The organism is Nakamurella sp. A5-74 (assembly GCF_040438885.1).
Taxonomy (GTDB): domain Bacteria; phylum Actinomycetota; class Actinomycetes; order Mycobacteriales; family Nakamurellaceae; genus Nakamurella.
In genome coordinates this window covers 4327912-4344937 of the sequence record NZ_CP159218.1, presented here as the reverse complement: position 1 = coordinate 4344937, position 17026 = coordinate 4327912, and the positions used below count along the sequence as shown (strand labels likewise).

The window sequence follows — 17026 nt, the reverse complement described above, 5'->3', positions numbered from 1 at the left end:
CCGCTGTGGTGTTGCTGCGGGTGTTCATCTGCTGTGCATCCGACACCCGGCGCCTGCATTCCGCGGCGTCACCCGACCGCGCGTCCGGCGGTACGCCCGGAGAGCAGGCAGCCGCCGAGGAAGGTGCCCTCCAGCGCCCGGTATCCATGCACGCCGCCGCCGCCGAATCCCGCCGCTTCACCTGCCGCGTACAGCCCTGGGATCACCTGTCCGAAGGGGTCGAGCACCCGCCCGTCGAGGTCGGTCTCCACGCCGCCCAGCGTCTTGCGGGTCAGGATGTGCAGTCGGACGGCGATCAACGGACCGTGCGCGGGGTCGGCCAGCGCGCAGTCGTCGGCCAGCCGCATCCAGCGGTCCCCGAAGAACCTCCTGGCCGCCGCCACCGCGGTCACCTGCGGATCCTTGCCGAGTCCCGACGACACCTGCAGGTCGCGCAGGCGGACGGTCTCCGCGACGAGCGCGGGGTCGACGAGATCCTCACCGACCAGGGCGTTCATCTTCGACACCAGCTCCTCGACGGTCTCGGCGGCGACGAAGTCGACCCCGTCGTCCAGGAATCTCTGCACAGCCGGGGTCGGGCCGGAGCCGAGCCTGGCCTTGGCCAGCTGGATGACCGAGCGGTCTGTCAGGTCGGGGTTCTGTTCGGATCCGGACAGGGCGAACTCCGGCCCGATGATGCTGCGGTTCAACACGAACCAGCTGTGTCCGTGCCCGGTCGCAGTGATGTGCCGGACGGTGCCGAGGGCGTCGAAGCCCGGGTACAGCGGGGCCGGCAAACGGTGACCGGAGGCGTCCAACCAGAGGGACGTGGGGCCGGCCAGGATTCGGATGCCGTGTTCCGTCCATACCGGCGAGTGGTTGATGATGCCCTCGGGGTAGTGCCACATCCGGTCCTCGTTGATCACGTGGGCGCCTGCCCTGGCCGCGTGTCCGATCATCAGACCGTCGGTGGAATCCGGCACGCCGGAGATCATCGTCCGCGGTGCCCCGCCGTGGCCGCCTGGCCAGTTCCTGCGCACCAGTTCGTGGTTCGCCCCGATCCCCCCGGAGGCGACGATCGTCGCGCCTGCGGTGATCGTGAAGCTACCGATCACGTCCCGGGACGACGGCACACCTCGAGCGACGTCGGACGGCGCGAGTACCTCGCCGACCGCGCCGGTGACCGCCCCGTCGGCACGGCTCAGATCGGTGACCCGGTGCCGGAACAGCAGCGTGGTCCGGCCGATCCGCGCGTGTTCGGTGACCCGGCGGACGAACGGTGTGACGACACCCGGCCCGGTACCCCAGGTGACGTGGAACCTCGGCACCGAGTTGCCGTGCATGGTGCCGCCGGGAGTGACGGGATAGCCGCCCCGCTCCGCCCATTGGACGATCGGGAACAGGCCGATGCCCTGCTGCTTGATCCAGCTGCGCATCTCGCCGGCGGCGAAGTCGACGAAGGCGTGGGCCCACTGCTCCGGCCAGTGGTCCTCCGGCCGGTCGAAGCCGGCGGAACCGAGCCAGTCGGCCAGGGCCAGCTCGGCGGAGTCCTTGATTCCCATCCGCCGCTGCTCCGGCGAGTCGACCAGGAACAACCCCCCGAACGACCAGAACGCCTGGCCGCCCAACGAGGCACCCGGCTCCTGGTCGACCACGACGACCCGCTTGCCGCTGTCGGCCGCCTCGGCGGCGGCGACCAGCCCCGCCAGGCCCGCTCCGATCACCAGCACGTCACAATCCAGGATGCTGTCGGCGGACCCGGACGCTCGGCCGGGGGTGTCGGGGCTCATACCTGCCATTGTGACGGGTGCGACTCCGGATCGCTGCGCCGTCGTAGCCTGGCCTGGTGCTGGTGGAGGACGGGCAGGTCAGGGACGCCCCGGTGACTGACGCGCTGATGACCGACGTGTTGGTGACTGATGTGTTGGTGATCGGCGCCGGGCAGGCCGGGCTGTCCACTGCTCATCATCTGTACCGCAGCGGGATCGACACGATCGTCGTCGACGCGGGCGAAGGGCCGGGTGGTGCCTGGCGACACCGGTGGGACACGTTGACGATGGCCGGGGTCAACGGCATCCGCGAGCTCCCGGGGACGACGCCGCCACAGGCTGATCCTCGGGAGCCGGCCAACAGGGCGATCCCGGCCTGGTTCGAACACTATGAGAGCGACCAGGGCATCGATGTGCGGCGACCGGTACGGATCGGGCGGGTCGAGTCCCTGGACGACGGGCGACTGCGATCCACCGGATCGGCGGCGGACGGGCGCGAGGTGGAGTACGTCAGCCGGATCCTGGTCAACGCCACCGGGACGTGGGACGCGCCGTTCTGGCCGTACTACCCGGGCAGGGAGAGCTTCGCCGGCCGGCAGCTGCACACTCACGACTACCGCGGACCGGCGGACGTCCGCGGTGCGCGGGTGGTGGTGATCGGCGGCGGGATCTCGGCCGTGCAGCTCGCGATGGAGATCGCGCCCGTGGTCGCCGCTCAACGCTGGGTGACCAGGCGCCCGCCGGTGTGGCTGGAGCGAAAGTTCACCCAGGAGGCGGGGAGGGCGGCGGTGGCGATGGTCGAGGAGCGCGTGCGCCGCGGACTGCCGCCCAGATCGGTGGTCTCGGTGACCGGGCTGCCACTGACCGCCGCGACCAGGACTGCGCGGGAATCAGGTGTGCTGCAACGGTTTCCGATGTTCACCTCCATCGATGCCGACGGGGTGCAGTGGGCGGACGGTTCCCGCTTCGACGCCGACATGCTGTTCTGGAACACCGGCTTTCGGGCGTCACTCGATCACCTGGCGCCGCTGCACCTGCGCGGCGCGGGCGGCGGGATCGCGATGGACGGGACCCGGGTGGTCGCCGACCCGCGGATCCACCTCGTCGGCTACGGGCCGAGCGCGTCGACCATCGGAGCCAACCGGGCCGGACGCGCCGCGGCCCGCGAGATCACGGCGTTCCTGGCGACCGAACCTGCTGCGCCGCAGGCGATCTGACGCCCGACGGTGATCGAGCGAGCGAGGGACGAGCGCGTCGAGACCCCGACCCGTCGTGATTTCGGTGATCGAGCAAGCGAGGCACGAGCGCATCGAGATCCCGACCCGTCGTGATTTCGGTGATCGAGCAAGCGAGGGACGAGCGCGTCGAGATCCCGTCCGATCGACAGCGGGGTTCCGACTCCTCCGTCTGCTCCCTGTCCTGAGCGAGGAACGAGACCTGGGGGACCAGCAAATCTACCCCGAGACAGCACTCAGGGCGCCGCTCGTGATGAGCGGCGCCCTGAGTGGATGTCTGAGGTGGATCAGACGGGGTTGACTGCGGTGGCCTGGGGACCCTTGTTGCCCTGGGTCACCTCGAACTCCACGCGCTGGTTCTCCTCGAGCGACCGGTATCCGGACGACTGGATTTCCGAGTAGTGGACGAAAACGTCCGGGCCATTGTCATCGGGAGTGATGAAACCATAGCCCTTCTCGGCGTTGAACCACTTGACGGTTCCCTGTGCCATGCAACTTCTCCAAAACAGTGGTGATGCGAGCCTGGAATGTCCCGAGCCCGGGTCCGCCAACTGATAACGACTTCTCAGGGAACCGAGACCCGCTGACCATCGACGCCTCCCCGACGGGGAGTGACCGAGAACAAGTGTCGCACGGATCACCGTGGCGGGCCAATCCGGGGGTCGGACTTTCACCCGGTTGCCGCTCGCCGCGTACCGTCGGCCCATGGACGAGCCCCACCCGGACACGCAGAGACTTGTCCAGGCGGCAGTCCCGGACCCGCACGCCGTGCGGTCGGAGGAACAGTTGCTCGCCCTGTACCCGACCCCGGTGGCCAGGTCCTGGGCCAAGGAGAGCAGCGTCGTCACCCCCGGCTATCGCGAGCTGATCGCCGCCTCGCCGTTCTGCGTGATCGCGACCAACGGACCCGACGGGATCGACTGTTCGCCGCGCGGCGATGCGCCCGGGTTCGTCGGCGTCCTGGACGAACGGACGCTGATGATCCCCGACCGGCGGGGCAACAACCGGCTCGACACCCTGCGCAACATCACGCGAGACAGTCGGATCGGGCTCGTCTTCGTGATCCCCGGGATCGGCGAGGCAGTCAGGGTCCGTGGCGTTGCGACGATCTCCACCGATCCGAATCTGTTGCGGGACAATGCTGTCCGTGGGATCGAGCCGGTGACGGTGCTGGTGGTGAGGGTGGACAGGATCTACTTCCAGTGCCGGCGGGCCACCCTGCGCTCAGCACTCTGGCAGGCGCCGCACGTCGACCCGGCGAGCCTGCCGACCCCCGGCCGGCTGCAGGCCGAGGTCGGAGCGATGAGCGAGCCGGACGCCCGCGACTACGACCGGTCGGTCGCCGCCTACGCCGCTGCGACGCTCTACGAAGGACCGTCGAAGCCGTAGACGGCACCGCGCCCTGAACGCCGGCTGGCGCCGCGCCGCCGGCCGGCGTTCAGGGCGGGCGATCCGCGCCGGCCTTGCCCCGCGCCCCGCTCTCGAGAACGCTGGCGACATCGACGAACGCTGGCGGAACTTCGCCAGCGTTCGCGGACTCGGCCAGCGTTCACCTACCGATCGCCAGCGTTCGCGGACTCGGCCAGCGTTCACCTACCGATCGCCAGCGGTCGCGGACTCTGCCAGCGATCGGGTACGGAACGACGAACGACCTGCCCGGTCCTCGCGGTCCTGGCAGGTCGTTCGACATCACGGTGGTGCAGTGGAACCGCGAGCGGTCAGCTCGCCGGGATGGTCTTCGTGTCGATGACGAACCGGTAGCGGACGTCCGACTTCACGATGCGGTCGTACGCCTCGGTGACCTCGTCGGCGCCGATGGTCTCGATCTCGGCGCCGATGTTGTGCTCCGCGCAGAAGTCGAGCATCTCCTGGGTCTCCGGAATGCCGCCGATGTTGCTGCCGGCCAACGTCTTGTTGCCACCGATCAGCGAGCCGACCCGCAGCTGCTGGGCGTCCGGGGGGAGCCCGACGAACACCATCGCGCCGTTGATCGCCAGGGTCGAGAGGTACTTGTCGATCGGCAGGTCGGCGGAGATGGTGCAGATGATGAGGTCGAAGGTGCCGCGCAACGTACCGAAGGTGTCCGAGTCGGAGAGGGCATAGTAGTGATCGGCGCCGAAGCGCTTGCCGTCCGCCTCCTTGGACATCGTCTGGCTGATGACGCTGACCTCGGCGCCCATCGCGGCGGCGAGCTTGACGGCCATGTGACCGAGGCCGCCCATACCGACGACGGCGACCTTCTTGCCGGGACCGGCGCCGAAGCGTGCCAGCGGCGAATAGGTGGTGATGCCGGCGCAGAGCAGCGGTGCCGCCTGGTCGAGCGGGATGGAGGCCGGAACCTTCAGCACGTAGTCGGCCTTGGCGACGATCTGCGTCGCGTAGCCGCCGTAGGTCGGCTCGCCCGAGTACTCCCGACCGTTGTAGGTCGCGACGTTCCCCTTGACACAGAACTGTTCGTTGCCGGCGGTGCAGTTCTCGCACTCGCCGCAGGAGTCGACGAAACAGCCGATGCCGACGTGATCGCCGACTGCGTGCTTGTCGACGGCCGAACCGACGGCGGCGATGGTGCCGGCGATCTCGTGGCCGGGGACCATCGGGAAGATGGCCTTACCCCATTCCTCGCGGGCCTGGTGGATGTCCGAGTGGCAGATACCCGCGAACGCGATGTCGATCAGGACATCGTCGTCACCGAGTTCACGGCGTTCGATCGTGCCGCGCTCGAACGAAGCTCCGGCGGACTTGGTGAGCAGTGCGGGGACGGTGATCGTCACAGGTGCAGCCTTTCAGTGTTCGAGGCCGAACGCCGGCCGCTCAGCGGAGCAGCTCCTCGGCGTGACCTGGCATCGCCAGATGCGATGCCGCGAAGTCCCACAACGGAGACTTTTCCATCCTACTTCTGTTGATACGTCATGTTGTCGGCCGCGAGAGTGGTGAATCCCACCGGTCTCAAGGGTGCCGAAGCCGCCACGATCGGGAAGGGTGCATCCGATGGACCGCTGATCGGTGCTTTTCGGGGGCGGATGATCCGGGGATGGCAGTCAGGGGGTGGGCAGGACCCGTCGCAAGAACCTGCGGGTCCGCTCGTCCTTCGGTGCGGTGAACAGCTGTTCCGGAGGACCCTGTTCGACGATCTCACCGCCGGAGAGGAAGACGACCCGATCGGCGACCTGGCGGGCGAAGGCCATCTCGTGGGTGGCCACCACCATCGACATGCCGTCGCTCTTGAGCTCGGCCATCAGACCGAGGACCTCACCGACAAGTTCCGGGTCCAGTGCCGAGGTGACCTCGTCGAAGAGCATCAGCACCGGATCGTTCACCAGCGCCCTGGCGATCGCGACCCGCTGCTGCTGACCGCCGGACAGGTCGTCGGGTCGGGCCGTGGCCCGATCCGCGAGACCGACCCGGTCGAGCATCGCGCGCGCACGGCGGTCGGCTTCGGCGCGCGAGAGCCCGTGCACCTTCCGGGGGGCGAGCGTGATGTTGTCCAGCACGCTCAGGTGCGGGAACAGGTTGAACGATTGGAAGACGATGCCCACCTGCGACCGGATGGCATCTGCGTCCACCCGAGGATCGGTGATGTCGGTGCCCTGCAACAGGATTGTCCCGTCCTGGACATCCTCGAGCAGGTTGATGCAGCGCAGCAGGCTGGATTTCCCGGAACCGGAGGCGCCGATCAGGACGACGCATTCGTGCTCGGCAACCTGGAGGTCGAGCGAACGCAGCACGACGTTGGCGCCGTAGGCCTTGCGGAGACCGGTGATCTGCAGCAGGTGGGATCCGGCCGCCGGCGTGCGCTTCGACTCCTCCGTCATACCGTCCCTCCGGTGCCGTTCCAGCCCTGCCGCTTGGCGACCCAGTCCGTGAGTCGGGTCAGCGGGATGGTGATCGCGATGAACAGCAGACCGGCGACGACGTAGGGCGTGTAGTTGTACGTCTGCGCCGTCTGGATCTTCGCGTTCAGGACGGCGTCGTAGACGACGCCGAGCACCGAGATGAGGCCGGTGTCCTTGGTGATCGCCACCAGGTCGTTCAGCAGCGGCGGCAGCACCCTGCGCACCGCCTGCGGCACCACCACGAACCGCATCGTCTTCGCGTGGCTCAGACCCAACGACCGGGCGGCCGCGCGTTGCGAAGGGTGGACCGACTCGATCCCGGACCGCAGCACCTCCGAGACGTACGCGCCGTAGGTGAGGATCAGCGCGACACAGCCCCAGAACAGCGCTGACCGGGGCAGCCAGTCGAGCCGCAGGCTGGGGACACCGAATCCGAGCAGCAGGAGGGTGAGGATCAGCGGCAGGCCGCGGAACAGATCGACGTAGACGACGGCCAGGGCGCGCAACGGGAACCAGACCGGCCCGCGCAGCGAGCGGAGCAGCGCCATTGCCAGCGCGATGATCAGCACGCCGATCTCGCAGACCACCATCAGTCGGAGGTTCAGCCACAGCCCCTCTGCGACGTCCGGCAACACCTGCCAGCCGTAGCCCAGATCCAGGAAGGTCGATCGGAACCGCGGCCACCCCGGGGTGTTCACCACCAGCAGCACGAGCGCCGTCAGCACCACCACCGAGGAGACAGCGCCGATCGCCACGGCCCGCCGAGTCCTGATGCGGCGGAAGGCCATCCGCTCCAGCTGGGTGTCGGACGGGATCCACCCGTCTGGACTGCTCACCTCGACTACTGGAGCACGGGCGCGACGTCCTTGCCGGCCAGCCACTCCGTGTTCAGCTTCGCGAGGGTGCCGTCCGCACGCAGGGCGTCGACGGCCGCGGACATACAGCTGGTCAGCGGGGAGTCCTTGGCCAGCAGCAGTCCGAACTGCTCGGACGACGCAGCCGTCCCGGCAAGCTGTCCGAGCACCGCACCGTCCTTGAGCTGGGCTCCGACCATGTAGAAGCCGGTGGGCAGATCGACGACCAGACCGTCGATCTGGCCGCCCTGCAGGGCTTGGGCGGCGAGGGCGTTGTCGTCGAACACGCTCGGCTTGTCGGTGGGGGCGATCACCGAGTTCACCGCATCCAGGCTGGTGGTGCCGTTCATCGCGCCGAGCTTGGCGCTCTTGAGGGCGGCCACCGTGGTGGCACCCTCGATCGGCGATCCCTTCACGGTGATGACGACCTGCGTGACGTCGTAGTAGCCGGTGGAGAAGTCAACCTGCTTCTTACGGGCGTCGCTGATCGAGAACTGGTTGATGTCGAAGTCGAAGCCGTCGGGCTTCGCGATCGCCTCGTCGAAGCCGACCCTGGTCCAGGCGACCGCGTCCTTGGTGTAGCCCAGTTTGTCGGCGACGGCGTAGGCGACGGCCGATTCGTAGCCCTTGCCGTTGGTCGGGTCGTTGTCGACCATCCACGGCTCGAACGCGGGCTCCGAGGTGGCGATCGTCAGCGCCCCGGATTTCAGGGTCTGCAGGCTTGCCGGTGTGCACTCGCTGCCCAACCCGGCGCTGGAGGTCACCGCGGCGCTGGACGAGCCGACCGACCTGCCCGCGCTGGACGAGCCGACGGAGGTGCCCGCGCTGGACGAGCCGACGGAGGTGCCCGCGCTGGACGAGCCGACGGACGACGGGTCGGATGACGCCGACGACGAGCTGGTCACCGCGGTGGACGGGGTGGTGCCGGCGCCCGTCGAAGCGTCGCTGCCGCAGGCGGTGAGAGCTCCGACGGCGATCACGGCGAGGGCGACGGCGGCAGATCGACGGCGCCCGCCGGGGTGTGGGGTTTGCCGGACGCGGACGAGGGAATCGGACATCTGGCTGCTCCTGGATGTTGTGGACCGAGTTCCGGCCGGCCGCTGGGTTCCCGCACCTGGACATCGATCACAGCCGACCGATCCGCGGAAACGAGGTCCGTCGTCGACGATCGGACCCGATCAGCATACGAAAGCGCGCCGGAAGCTCCGCCGTGTGTCACGATCGCAAGGTGGATCGCCCGATGAATCTCCAGCGCCGATGAGCCGGCCGCTCGATCCCGGCAATCCCGGCCCCGCTCCGGTGCCCTGGCCGATCCCCGGCCCCGGCCCGGGCAATGCCGACACCCCGACCGATGTCGACCGTCCGTTCCGCGACCCGGTGAGTGGTTCCGGACCTGCCCCGGTACCCGGACCCGGCCCAGCACCCGACCCGATCGTGGGCGATGCGCCGGACACGCCGCCCCGTCATCCGAAGCCGCGCGAGCTGGAACAGGACGACATGGACGCCCAGCGGGGCATCGACCTGCGTACCCGGGCCGTCGTTGCCGAGCTCGCAGCGGCTCTGGACGAGACTTCCGAAGACGGCGAGGACGGCTCGCCCCTGGGCAGCCCTGCTCGGGACGAGGGCTCCGACGAAGCACGGGGACGCAAGGACGGTTCCCGGCGCGGCGGCCTGCGCGACGTGGTGGGCCAGCTCGTCACCCGGGTGACTGCATCGGAGCGCGCGATGCGCGCCGCCGAGTCGGCCGCCGCGGACAGCCGGGCGGTGATGACGGCGGCCCACGAACGAGCCGAGGAGCGGCAGTTCTCGCCGTTCAAGGCGGGCTTCTTCGGTGGCGTCGGTCTGCTGCTGGCCTACACCACGTACCTCGCCCTCGACACGATCCGCTCCACGCTGATCGTGATCGCCGTCGCGCTGCTGCTGGCCATCGGACTCGACCCGGCAGTGCGCTGGTTCGAGCGGCGCGGCCTGCGGCGCGGCCTGGCGGTGCTGGTCGTGTTCCTGGTGTTGCTCGGCGCGATCGCCGGCGCGGTCTACGCCATCATCCCGCCCATCGTCGAACAGTTGACGGCGTTCGTCGTCAACCTGCCGACCACGCTGGAGAACCTGCAGCAGAATCCGACGATCAAGAACCTGGACGAGAAGTTCGGGATCATCCAACAGATCCAGAGCTCGAACTTCGTCCAACAGATCGGATCCGGTGCGGCGACCGGGATCCTGACCGGTGCGGCCACGGTCGCCGGCATCGTCTTCGACCTGTTCGTCGTCCTCATCCTGGCGCTGTACTTCGTTGCCGGCTTCCCGCGGATCAAGGCGGCCGGCTACCGGTTGGCGCCTGCGTCCCAGCGGCTGCGGGTCACCGACCTCGGCGACAAGATCCTCAAGCAGATGGGCGGGTACCTCTCGGGCGCCACGATCATCGCCCTGCAGGCCGGTCTGGTGGCCGGGATCTTCGCCACCGTCGTCGGTCTGCCGTACCCGTGGGCCATCGCGCTCGGCGCCGCGATGCTCGATTTCGTCCCCGTCGTCGGTCCGATCGTCGTCGGCATCTCGATGGCGTTGATCGGGTTCACCCAGTCCTTGACCATCGGTGTCATCGCCGGCGGTTTCTACCTGATCCAGCACCTGTTCGAGGCATATTGGTTGTACCCCAGGGTGATGCGCCGGACGGTGCACATCAACTCCGGGTCGGTGATCGTGGCGATCCTCGTCGGCGGCGCGCTGCTCGGGGTGACCGGCGCGCTGCTGGCCGTGCCGGTGGCAGCCGCCCTCCAGTTGATCGTCCGGGAAGTGTTGATGCCGGTGCAGGAACGCCGGTGACCGACGGCGCCCGTGCGGTGGTGACCGGCGCCAACGCCGGCCTGGGTCTGGCGACGACCCGTGCGTTGGTCGCCGCCGGGATCCCCGTCACGATGGCGGTCCGCAGCACGGACAAGGGCGCGGCCGCGGCCGCGGCGATCCGGGCGAGCGAGCCGGCTGCCGATCTGCGGGTCCAGCAGGTGGACCTCGGCGACCTGGGGTCGGTGCGGCGGTTCGCCGAGGGCAGTACCGATCCGATCTCGGTGCTGCTCTGCAATGCCGGGGTGATGCTCGTGCCGGAGCAGTCGCTCACCGCGGATCGCTTCGAGATGCACTGGGGCGTCAACTTTCTCGGCCACTACCTGCTCGCCGGGCTGCTGCTGCCAACGCTCACCGCTGACGCCAGGGTGGTCTCGCTCTCCTCGATCGCCCACCGGTCCGCGGGACGCCTGGATCGGCAGTTCGGCCTCGGTGCCGACTACGCGCCCGGTCAGGCCTACGGGCAGTCCAAGCTGTGCACGCTGATGTTCTCCCTCGAGCTGGACCGTCGGCTGCGCGGATCCGGCAGTGGAGTGAAAGCCGTTGCGGCGCATCCCGGTTGGTCGGCCACGGACGAACGGCCGCCGCGTGAGCGGGGTGACGCGCCCGGCCTCGGGCTGGTCTTCGCCCGCAGGATCAGCCAGCTGCTCGGGTCGTCACCCGCGCACGGTGCGCTGTCGCAGGTGCACGCTGCGATCGGCGCCGGGGTCGAGGGTGGCCAGTTCTGGGGACCTTCGCTGCTGGTTCGTGGAAAGCCTCACCCGGCGACCGTCTCGGCCGGGGCCCGCCGGGAGGATGACGCCAACTTCCTGTTCGCCCTGGCGGCCGAGCTGACCGGGTGCGAGATCCCGGGCTGAAGTCTGCCGGGAGCTCGGCCGCGATCCGCGTGGCCGCCGGTCGGTGGTGTGGTCCATTCGGGGTTCCGTTCTCGGCGAGTGGGCCTGGCGTACAGCTGGCGGCGGGGGCCTGCTGGGGCGTGCTGGGGCGATGGTGCCGCCGGCCTGCTGTGGGATTGCTGAAAGATCGGACCGCGTCGGAGCGTTGCCGGCCGCCCGATCGGACATAGTGGGGTCGGAGCGAGAGGTGCTGCAGCCCCGGACGGATACCCGCCCCCGACGTGAGAGAAAGCTGGCGCCTGATGCGGATCCTGGTGGTGGAGGACGAGACGCTGCTGGCCGCCACACTGGTCCGTGGGTTGACGGAGGAAGGGTTCCGGGTGAGCTCCGTCGGTGACGGCACTGCCGGACTCGAACAGGCCCTGACCGGCGAGTTCGACGTCATCGTGTTGGACATCATGTTGCCCGGGCTGAACGGTTACAACGTGGTCCGGGAGTTGCGCGCCGCGCAGGTCTGGACCCCGATCCTGATGCTGACCGCGAAGGACGGAGAGTACGACCAGGCGGACGCCTTCGACTTCGGTGCCGACGACTACCTGACCAAACCATTCTCCTTCGTGGTGCTGATCGCCCGGCTGCGAGCATTGGAGCGGCGCGGCGCCCCCGCGCGGCCGGTCATCCTGTCGTGCGGCGATCTCGCACTGGATCCGTTGCGGCACAAAGTGTCTGTGCGCGGTGCGGAGGTGACGCTCACCCCGCGGGAGTACGGATTCCTGCACTTCCTGATGAAGCGGCGCGACGCAGCGGTGAGCAAGGGCGAGATCCTGCGCGGGGTCTGGGACGAGCACCACGAGGGCTCGGAGAACGTGGTCGAGGTGTACGCCGGCTACCTGCGGCGCAAGCTGGATGGCAGCACCGCGCGGATCGTCACGGTCCGCGGTCACGGCTATCGGCTCGAGGCCTCCGGTAGGGGGTCCGGCTGAGCCGGTGGCAGCGGGATCCGTACGGTGAAACATGCTCCGCCGGAATCGGCTGCGCTGACCTCGACGGTGCCGCGGTGCGCAGCCACTACCTCGGCCACGATCGCCAGACCCAGCCCGGCGCCGCCGGCCGCTCTGGACCGGCCGGCATCCAGCCGGACGAATCGATCCAGCACCCGGACGCGATCTTCCGGGGCGATCCCGGGTCCGTCGTCGGCCACCCGCACCACCGCATCGGGGCCGCGCGAGCTCAGCTCCACGAGCACCCCGGAGTCGGCGTACCGCACGGCGTTGTCCACCAGGTTCCGCACCATCCTGGTCAATTGGTGGTGATCGCCGCTGACCCGGACGGGGGTTGAGCGCACCACGATCCGGGGTCGGCGATCCGAGCCGGCGAGGCCCACCCGGGTGGTGTCCGCCACGGTGTCGACGATGTCGTCGAGGTCGACGTCCACCACCACCGGATGCAGGCCCCGCTCGTCCGCGGTCGCCAGCAGGAGCAGGTCGTCGATCAGTGACTGCATCCGACGGGCTTCGGGCAGCAAGGAGCTGCCGATCACGTCCGCATCCAGTGTGCCCGGCCGGATCGTGGCCAACTCCAGCGCGGCGATGATGCCGGACAACGGACTGCGCAACTCGTGGGACGCGTCCCCGACGAACCGCTGCTGGGCTTGTCGGCCGGCCAGCAGGCGGTCCAACATGGTGTTCATCGTGACCGCCAGTCGAGCGATCTCGTCCTCGCTGGGCGGCACCGCTATCCGCTCGCCGAGATCCTCGGCACGGATCCGGGACACCGTCGCCGAGATGGTGTCCACCGGGCGGAAAGCCCTGCCCACCAACAGGTACGTGGCTGCCCATGCCAGTGCGATGGTGAGCGGCCAGGCGATCGCCAGCGCGCTGAACACTGCCCAGACCGTCGACTCGGTCGAGCCCTGGAACGAACCGGTGATCACGACGTAGGTGGCTGACCCGCTCGTCGCTCCGACGGAGACCACCCAGTAGTCGGCCAGGGCGCCGGGTACCTCGAGGAGTCCGCCGTCGGTCTCGACGCCGGGGCCGGGACGTTCGGTGGTGAGGACGACGCGCGGCGCCGACGGCGACTGACGCACCACGCGGCCGGAATCGTCGAGTACCTGCGCGACGACGGCCGACCCCGCGTCTGCGAACAGACCCTCGTCGAGGGCTGCGGGTCCTTCGCCGCTCAGAGCTGCGGCGATCTCGTGTGCCCTCGCCCTCGCGGCATCGTGTGACACAGCCTCCAGGGACACCTTCAGAATGAACAGCACCGCAGCAAAGACCAGGAACAGTGCGGCAGCCAGGATGAGCGCGGACGCCATCGCGGAGCGGGCACGCACACTCCAGCGTGAGGGAGCGGGGAGCCTGCGCATCACCCGGATCCGAGCGGTGCGTCTGCGAAGCACATCGCCACAGTCTGGCACCGCCCGTCTGCGGTGCCGGATCGTTCTCAGCGTCCTCTCAGCAGCAGGTCGGCACTGTTGACGGGATGACCGCCCACCACGCCAGCTCGCCGTTGCCCCGCGTCGAGCTGTCCACCCGCCCGAAGCTGAACCCGGTCGCAGCTCTGTACGTTCCCGGCGCGTTCGTCGCGGTGGCACTGTTCTGCTGGCTGGCCGCCCTGGTGGTGGATCACCCGGGACCGTTCGCCGCGGACGCGAATGTGATGAACGGGTTCATCCAGATCCGCACAGGTCTGTTGACGATCATCGCCCAGGCGATCGCCGTCGGCACGGATCCTGCGGTCACCGCAGGCGTCGTCATCGCGGCGGCGCTGTGGTTGCTGATGCGCAGCAAGGACCGGATGAGCGCTGCGTTCCTGGTGGGCGCCGCTGTGGCGACAGCTGTCGCACTCGAAGCGGCGAAACTGTGGGTGGACCGGCCCCGACCGCCGGCCGCGATGCAGCTGATGCCGGAGACGAACAACTCCTTCCCGTCGGGACACGTCACCGGGGTCGTCGCGGTGTTCGGCGCGCTGGCAATGGTGGCTGTTCTCCGCGGTGTCCGCAGGTTCCTGGTCGTCACGATCTGGTCGGTCCTCGTCGTCCTGGTGGTGCTCGATCGGCTGTACCTCGGCGTCCACTGGTCCAGCGACATCGTCGGTGCGCTCCTGTTGGGCACCGCCGTGCTGCTGCTGGAACTGGCCGTGCTGCGCCGGATGATGCCGACCCACCTCCCGAAGACGGACCCGGTGTCCGCGCATCACCCGTCCCCGGGGCGGTGACCTGACCGTGGGCCGTAGCAGGTGACCTGGTCAAGCCCCGGTTTTCCTCGTGCTGTCGTCCGGATTGCGGACTGCGGTGCTCCCCATCGACGCCCATACCCCTAGGGGGTATGGTGTGGGTTGGATACCTCCTGGGGGTATCTGCACAGAGCGATCACCGTCCGCCAACACCTGTCGGGCAGCGCTCTGACCGGAGGTGGATGAGATGAACGAACAGGGCGCGCACCACAACGGTCACGACACGGCGACAGTGGCGGACCGTCGAGACCCCGGAGCGGATTCCGGCAGTCGCGAGGGTCGCGCCGCGGCGACCGAACACGCCGGCCACGGCGGTCACGGCGGTCACGGCGGTCACGGTGATCACGTCGGGCAGTTCCGGCGGCTGTTCTGGATCATGCTCGTCGTCGCAGTCCCGGTGGTCGGGTTCTCGCGGATGTTCGCGATGCTGCTGGGCTACGAGCTACCACGGGGTGACGGGTGGAGCTGGATCTCCCCGATCCTGGGCACGCTCATGTACGGCTGGGGCGGCAAGCCGTTCCTCACCGGGGCGGTGAGCGAGCTGCGTTCCCGCAAGCCCGGAATGATGCTGCTGATCGCGTTGGCGATCACGGTGGCGTTCCTGGCGTCCTGGGGCTCCAGCTTGGGGATCCTGGATCACGAGCTGGATTTCTGGTGGGAACTGGCCCTGCTGATCGTGATCATGCTGCTCGGGCACTGGATCGAGATGCGTTCCCTCGCGCAGACCACGTCTGCGTTGGACTCGCTGGCCGCGCTGCTGCCCGACGAGGCGGAGAAGCTCGACGGCGAGCAGGTCGTCAAGATTCCGCCGGCGGAGTTGCAGGTCGGCGATCTGGTGATCGTGCGGCCGGGCGGCCGGGTGCCGGCTGACGGCCGGATCGTGCAGGGGTCGGCGAGCATGGACGAATCGATGATCACCGGCGAATCCCGCAGCGTGCGCCGCAGCGAGAACGACCAGGTCGTCGCCGGCACGGTGGCCACCGATTCCGGGATTCGGGTGGAGATCACCGCGGTGGGTGGTGACACCGCGCTGGCCGGCATCCAGCGGCTCGTCGCCGACGCGCAGAACTCGTCGTCCCGGGCGCAGCGGATCGCCGACACCGCCGCAGGCTGGCTGTTCTGGTTCGCGCTGATCTCCGGGGTGATCACCGCGATCGTCTGGACCCTGGTGGGATTGCCAGATGACGCCGTGGTGCGGACCATCACGGTTCTGGTGATCGCCTGCCCGCATGCCCTGGGGTTGGCGATCCCGTTGGTGGTGTCCATCGCCACCGAACGCGCGGCCAAGGGCGGCGTGCTCATCAAGGACCGCCTGGCCCTGGAGAGCATGCGCACCGTCGACACCGTGCTGTTCGACAAGACCGGCACGCTCACCAAGGGTGAACCGACCGTCACAGACATCCACACCGTCGGTGACCACGACGCCGACACGGTCCTGGCGGCCGCGGCCGCCGCCGAAACCGACTCCGAGCACCCGCTGGCACGGGCCATCGTTGGTGCGGCGCACGCGCGCCGGCTGAACCCCGGTGCCGCAAGGGATTTCAGCTCCGCGCCGGCCGTCGGGGTGTCCGCGCAGGTCGACGGTCACCGGGTCCAGGTCGGTGGCCCGAACCTGCTGGATCAGGAGAACGGCCACGAACTGGACGTGGCCGACGCCTGGCGGGCCGATGGGGCGATCATCCTGCACGTCCTGTTCGACGGGCAGGTCGTCGGCGCCCTGAAGCTGGCCGACGAGATCCGCCCCGAATCGCGCAAGGCCATCGACGCGCTGCACGCCCGGAATGTGCAGGTCGTGATGATCACCGGTGACGCCGAGGCGGTCGCGCACTCGGTGGCCACCGAGTTGGGCATCGACCGGTACTTCGCCGGGGTCCGCCCCGGGGACAAGGCAGACAAGGTCCAGCAGTTGCAGAGCGAGGGCCGCAAGGTTGCCATGGTCGGGGACGGAGTCAACGACGCGCCGGCACTCGCGCAGGCCGATGTCGGCATCGCCATCGGCGCCGGTACCGACGTCGCCATCGCCTCCGCCGGGGTCATCCTGGCCAGCGACGACCCCCGGTCGGTGCTGTCGGTGATCGAACTGTCCCGGGCCAGCTACCGCAAGATGAAGCAGAACTTGTGGTGGGCCGCCGGTTACAACCTGCTCTCCGTTCCCCTTGCTGCTGGGGTGCTGGCGCCGATCGGGTTCGTCCTGCCGATGTCCATCGGCGCGATCCTGATGTCGCTGTCGACGATCGTCGTCGCGCTCAACGCTCAGCTCCTGCGACGCCTGGACCTGCGACCGGAAGCCACCCTGCGCGCCGTGCTCGACCCGCGGGAATCTGAGCCCGCGACTCCTGCGGCGCGACCGTGACGGACAGCCACCGACCGCAGGTGATGCTGACAACTCCAGCGCCGCCATCGCTGCGGAAGTTTTCCGTGACCCGGTTGCGGGCGTGCACACTG

The 17026-nt window shown here is 69.0% G+C and carries 14 protein-coding genes; 7 read left to right on the top strand and 7 right to left on the bottom strand.

What is annotated here, in order from left to right:
* Positions 1 to 68: 68 nt before the first annotated feature.
* Positions 69 to 1769 (bottom strand): FAD-binding dehydrogenase, encoded by a 1701-nt coding sequence (locus ABLG96_RS19925; protein WP_353649050.1) that lies wholly within the window; start codon positions 1767 to 1769, stop codon positions 69 to 71.
* 107 nt (positions 1770 to 1876) lie between these two features.
* Here ABLG96_RS19925 and ABLG96_RS19920 point away from each other — a divergent pair, with 107 nt between their 5' ends.
* Positions 1877 to 2965: an FAD-dependent oxidoreductase gene (locus ABLG96_RS19920; RefSeq protein WP_353651600.1), complete on the top strand. Its 1089-nt coding sequence runs from the start codon at positions 1877 to 1879 to the stop codon at positions 2963 to 2965.
* A gap of 305 nt (positions 2966 to 3270) precedes the next feature.
* On the opposite strand, the gene ABLG96_RS19915 is transcribed toward ABLG96_RS19920, so the two are convergent.
* On the bottom strand, positions 3271 to 3474 hold the full coding sequence (locus ABLG96_RS19915) for a cold-shock protein (RefSeq protein WP_353649049.1): 204 nt from the start codon (positions 3472 to 3474) through the stop codon (positions 3271 to 3273).
* A gap of 214 nt (positions 3475 to 3688) precedes the next feature.
* Here ABLG96_RS19915 and ABLG96_RS19910 point away from each other — a divergent pair, with 214 nt between their 5' ends.
* A complete protein-coding gene (locus tag ABLG96_RS19910) occupies positions 3689 to 4372 on the top strand; it encodes an MSMEG_1061 family FMN-dependent PPOX-type flavoprotein (RefSeq protein WP_353649048.1) in 684 nt (227 codons plus the stop codon).
* A 329-nt stretch (positions 4373 to 4701) separates the two neighbouring features.
* On the opposite strand, the gene ABLG96_RS19905 is transcribed toward ABLG96_RS19910, so the two are convergent.
* The 4 genes from ABLG96_RS19905 to ABLG96_RS19890 form a co-directional block, all read right to left on the bottom strand.
* The gene (locus ABLG96_RS19905) at positions 4702 to 5754 is read right to left on the bottom strand and encodes an NAD(P)-dependent alcohol dehydrogenase (RefSeq protein ID WP_353649047.1); all 1053 of its coding nucleotides are present in this window, start codon (positions 5752 to 5754) and stop codon (positions 4702 to 4704) included.
* A 267-nt stretch (positions 5755 to 6021) separates the two neighbouring features.
* Positions 6022 to 6795 (bottom strand): amino acid ABC transporter ATP-binding protein, encoded by a 774-nt coding sequence (locus ABLG96_RS19900; protein WP_353649046.1) that lies wholly within the window; start codon positions 6793 to 6795, stop codon positions 6022 to 6024.
* A complete protein-coding gene (locus ABLG96_RS19895; protein ID WP_353651599.1) occupies positions 6792 to 7604 on the bottom strand; it encodes an amino acid ABC transporter permease in 813 nt (270 codons plus the stop codon). The genes ABLG96_RS19900 and ABLG96_RS19895 overlap by 4 nt, the downstream gene beginning before the upstream one ends.
* Before the next feature lie 53 nt (positions 7605 to 7657).
* Positions 7658 to 8728 carry an ABC transporter substrate-binding protein gene (locus ABLG96_RS19890; protein WP_353649045.1) on the bottom strand — a complete coding sequence of 357 codons (1071 nt, stop codon included), beginning with the start codon at positions 8726 to 8728 and terminating at the stop codon, positions 7658 to 7660.
* A 199-nt stretch (positions 8729 to 8927) separates the two neighbouring features.
* Between ABLG96_RS19890 and ABLG96_RS19885 the strand changes: the two genes are divergently transcribed.
* From ABLG96_RS19885 to ABLG96_RS19875, 3 genes are all read left to right on the top strand, one after another.
* A complete protein-coding gene (locus tag ABLG96_RS19885; RefSeq protein ID WP_353649044.1) occupies positions 8928 to 10490 on the top strand; it encodes an AI-2E family transporter in 1563 nt (520 codons plus the stop codon).
* Positions 10487 to 11365 (top strand): SDR family NAD(P)-dependent oxidoreductase, encoded by an 879-nt coding sequence (locus tag ABLG96_RS19880; RefSeq protein ID WP_353649043.1) that lies wholly within the window; start codon positions 10487 to 10489, stop codon positions 11363 to 11365. The genes ABLG96_RS19885 and ABLG96_RS19880 overlap by 4 nt, the downstream gene beginning before the upstream one ends.
* 281 nt (positions 11366 to 11646) lie before the next feature.
* Entirely contained in the window at positions 11647 to 12327 is a 681-nt protein-coding gene (locus tag ABLG96_RS19875) for a response regulator transcription factor (RefSeq protein ID WP_353649042.1), read from the top strand.
* Here ABLG96_RS19875 and ABLG96_RS19870 read toward each other — a convergent pair.
* Entirely contained in the window at positions 12291 to 13712 is a 1422-nt protein-coding gene (locus ABLG96_RS19870; protein ID WP_353649041.1) for a HAMP domain-containing sensor histidine kinase, read from the bottom strand. The genes ABLG96_RS19875 and ABLG96_RS19870 overlap by 37 nt on opposite strands.
* A 116-nt stretch (positions 13713 to 13828) precedes the next feature.
* On the opposite strand from ABLG96_RS19870, the gene ABLG96_RS19865 reads away from it, so the two are divergent.
* A complete protein-coding gene (locus ABLG96_RS19865; RefSeq protein ID WP_353649040.1) occupies positions 13829 to 14563 on the top strand; it encodes a phosphatase PAP2 family protein in 735 nt (244 codons plus the stop codon).
* 205 nt (positions 14564 to 14768) lie between these two features.
* Positions 14769 to 16934, top strand: a complete 2166-nt coding sequence (locus ABLG96_RS19860) for a heavy metal translocating P-type ATPase (protein ID WP_353649039.1) — start codon at positions 14769 to 14771, stop codon at positions 16932 to 16934.
* Positions 16935 to 17026: the final 92 nt, after the last annotated feature.

Bases quoted from the DNA above. Each gene is read 5' to 3' on its own strand.
- ABLG96_RS19870 (WP_353649041.1), bottom strand. From the start codon at position 13,712: ATGCGCAGGCTCCCCGCTCCCTCACGCTGGAGTGTGCGTGCCCGCTCC.
- ABLG96_RS19915 (WP_353649049.1), bottom strand. From the start codon at position 3,474: ATGGCACAGGGAACCGTCAAGTGGTTCAACGCCGAGAAGGGCTATGGT.
- ABLG96_RS19900 (WP_353649046.1), bottom strand. From the start codon at position 6,795: ATGACGGAGGAGTCGAAGCGCACGCCGGCGGCCGGATCCCACCTGCTG.
- ABLG96_RS19895 (WP_353651599.1), bottom strand. From the start codon at position 7,604: ATGGCCTTCCGCCGCATCAGGACTCGGCGGGCCGTGGCGATCGGCGCT.
- ABLG96_RS19860 (WP_353649039.1), top strand. From the start codon at position 14,769: ATGAACGAACAGGGCGCGCACCACAACGGTCACGACACGGCGACAGTG.
- ABLG96_RS19875 (WP_353649042.1), top strand. From the start codon at position 11,647: ATGCGGATCCTGGTGGTGGAGGACGAGACGCTGCTGGCCGCCACACTG.
- ABLG96_RS19865 (WP_353649040.1), top strand. From the start codon at position 13,829: ATGACCGCCCACCACGCCAGCTCGCCGTTGCCCCGCGTCGAGCTGTCC.
- ABLG96_RS19890 (WP_353649045.1), bottom strand. From the start codon at position 8,728: ATGTCCGATTCCCTCGTCCGCGTCCGGCAAACCCCACACCCCGGCGGG.
- ABLG96_RS19910 (WP_353649048.1), top strand. From the start codon at position 3,689: ATGGACGAGCCCCACCCGGACACGCAGAGACTTGTCCAGGCGGCAGTC.
- ABLG96_RS19885 (WP_353649044.1), top strand. From the start codon at position 8,928: ATGAGCCGGCCGCTCGATCCCGGCAATCCCGGCCCCGCTCCGGTGCCC.
- ABLG96_RS19920 (WP_353651600.1), top strand. From the start codon at position 1,877: ATGACCGACGTGTTGGTGACTGATGTGTTGGTGATCGGCGCCGGGCAG.
- ABLG96_RS19925 (WP_353649050.1), bottom strand. From the start codon at position 1,769: ATGAGCCCCGACACCCCCGGCCGAGCGTCCGGGTCCGCCGACAGCATC.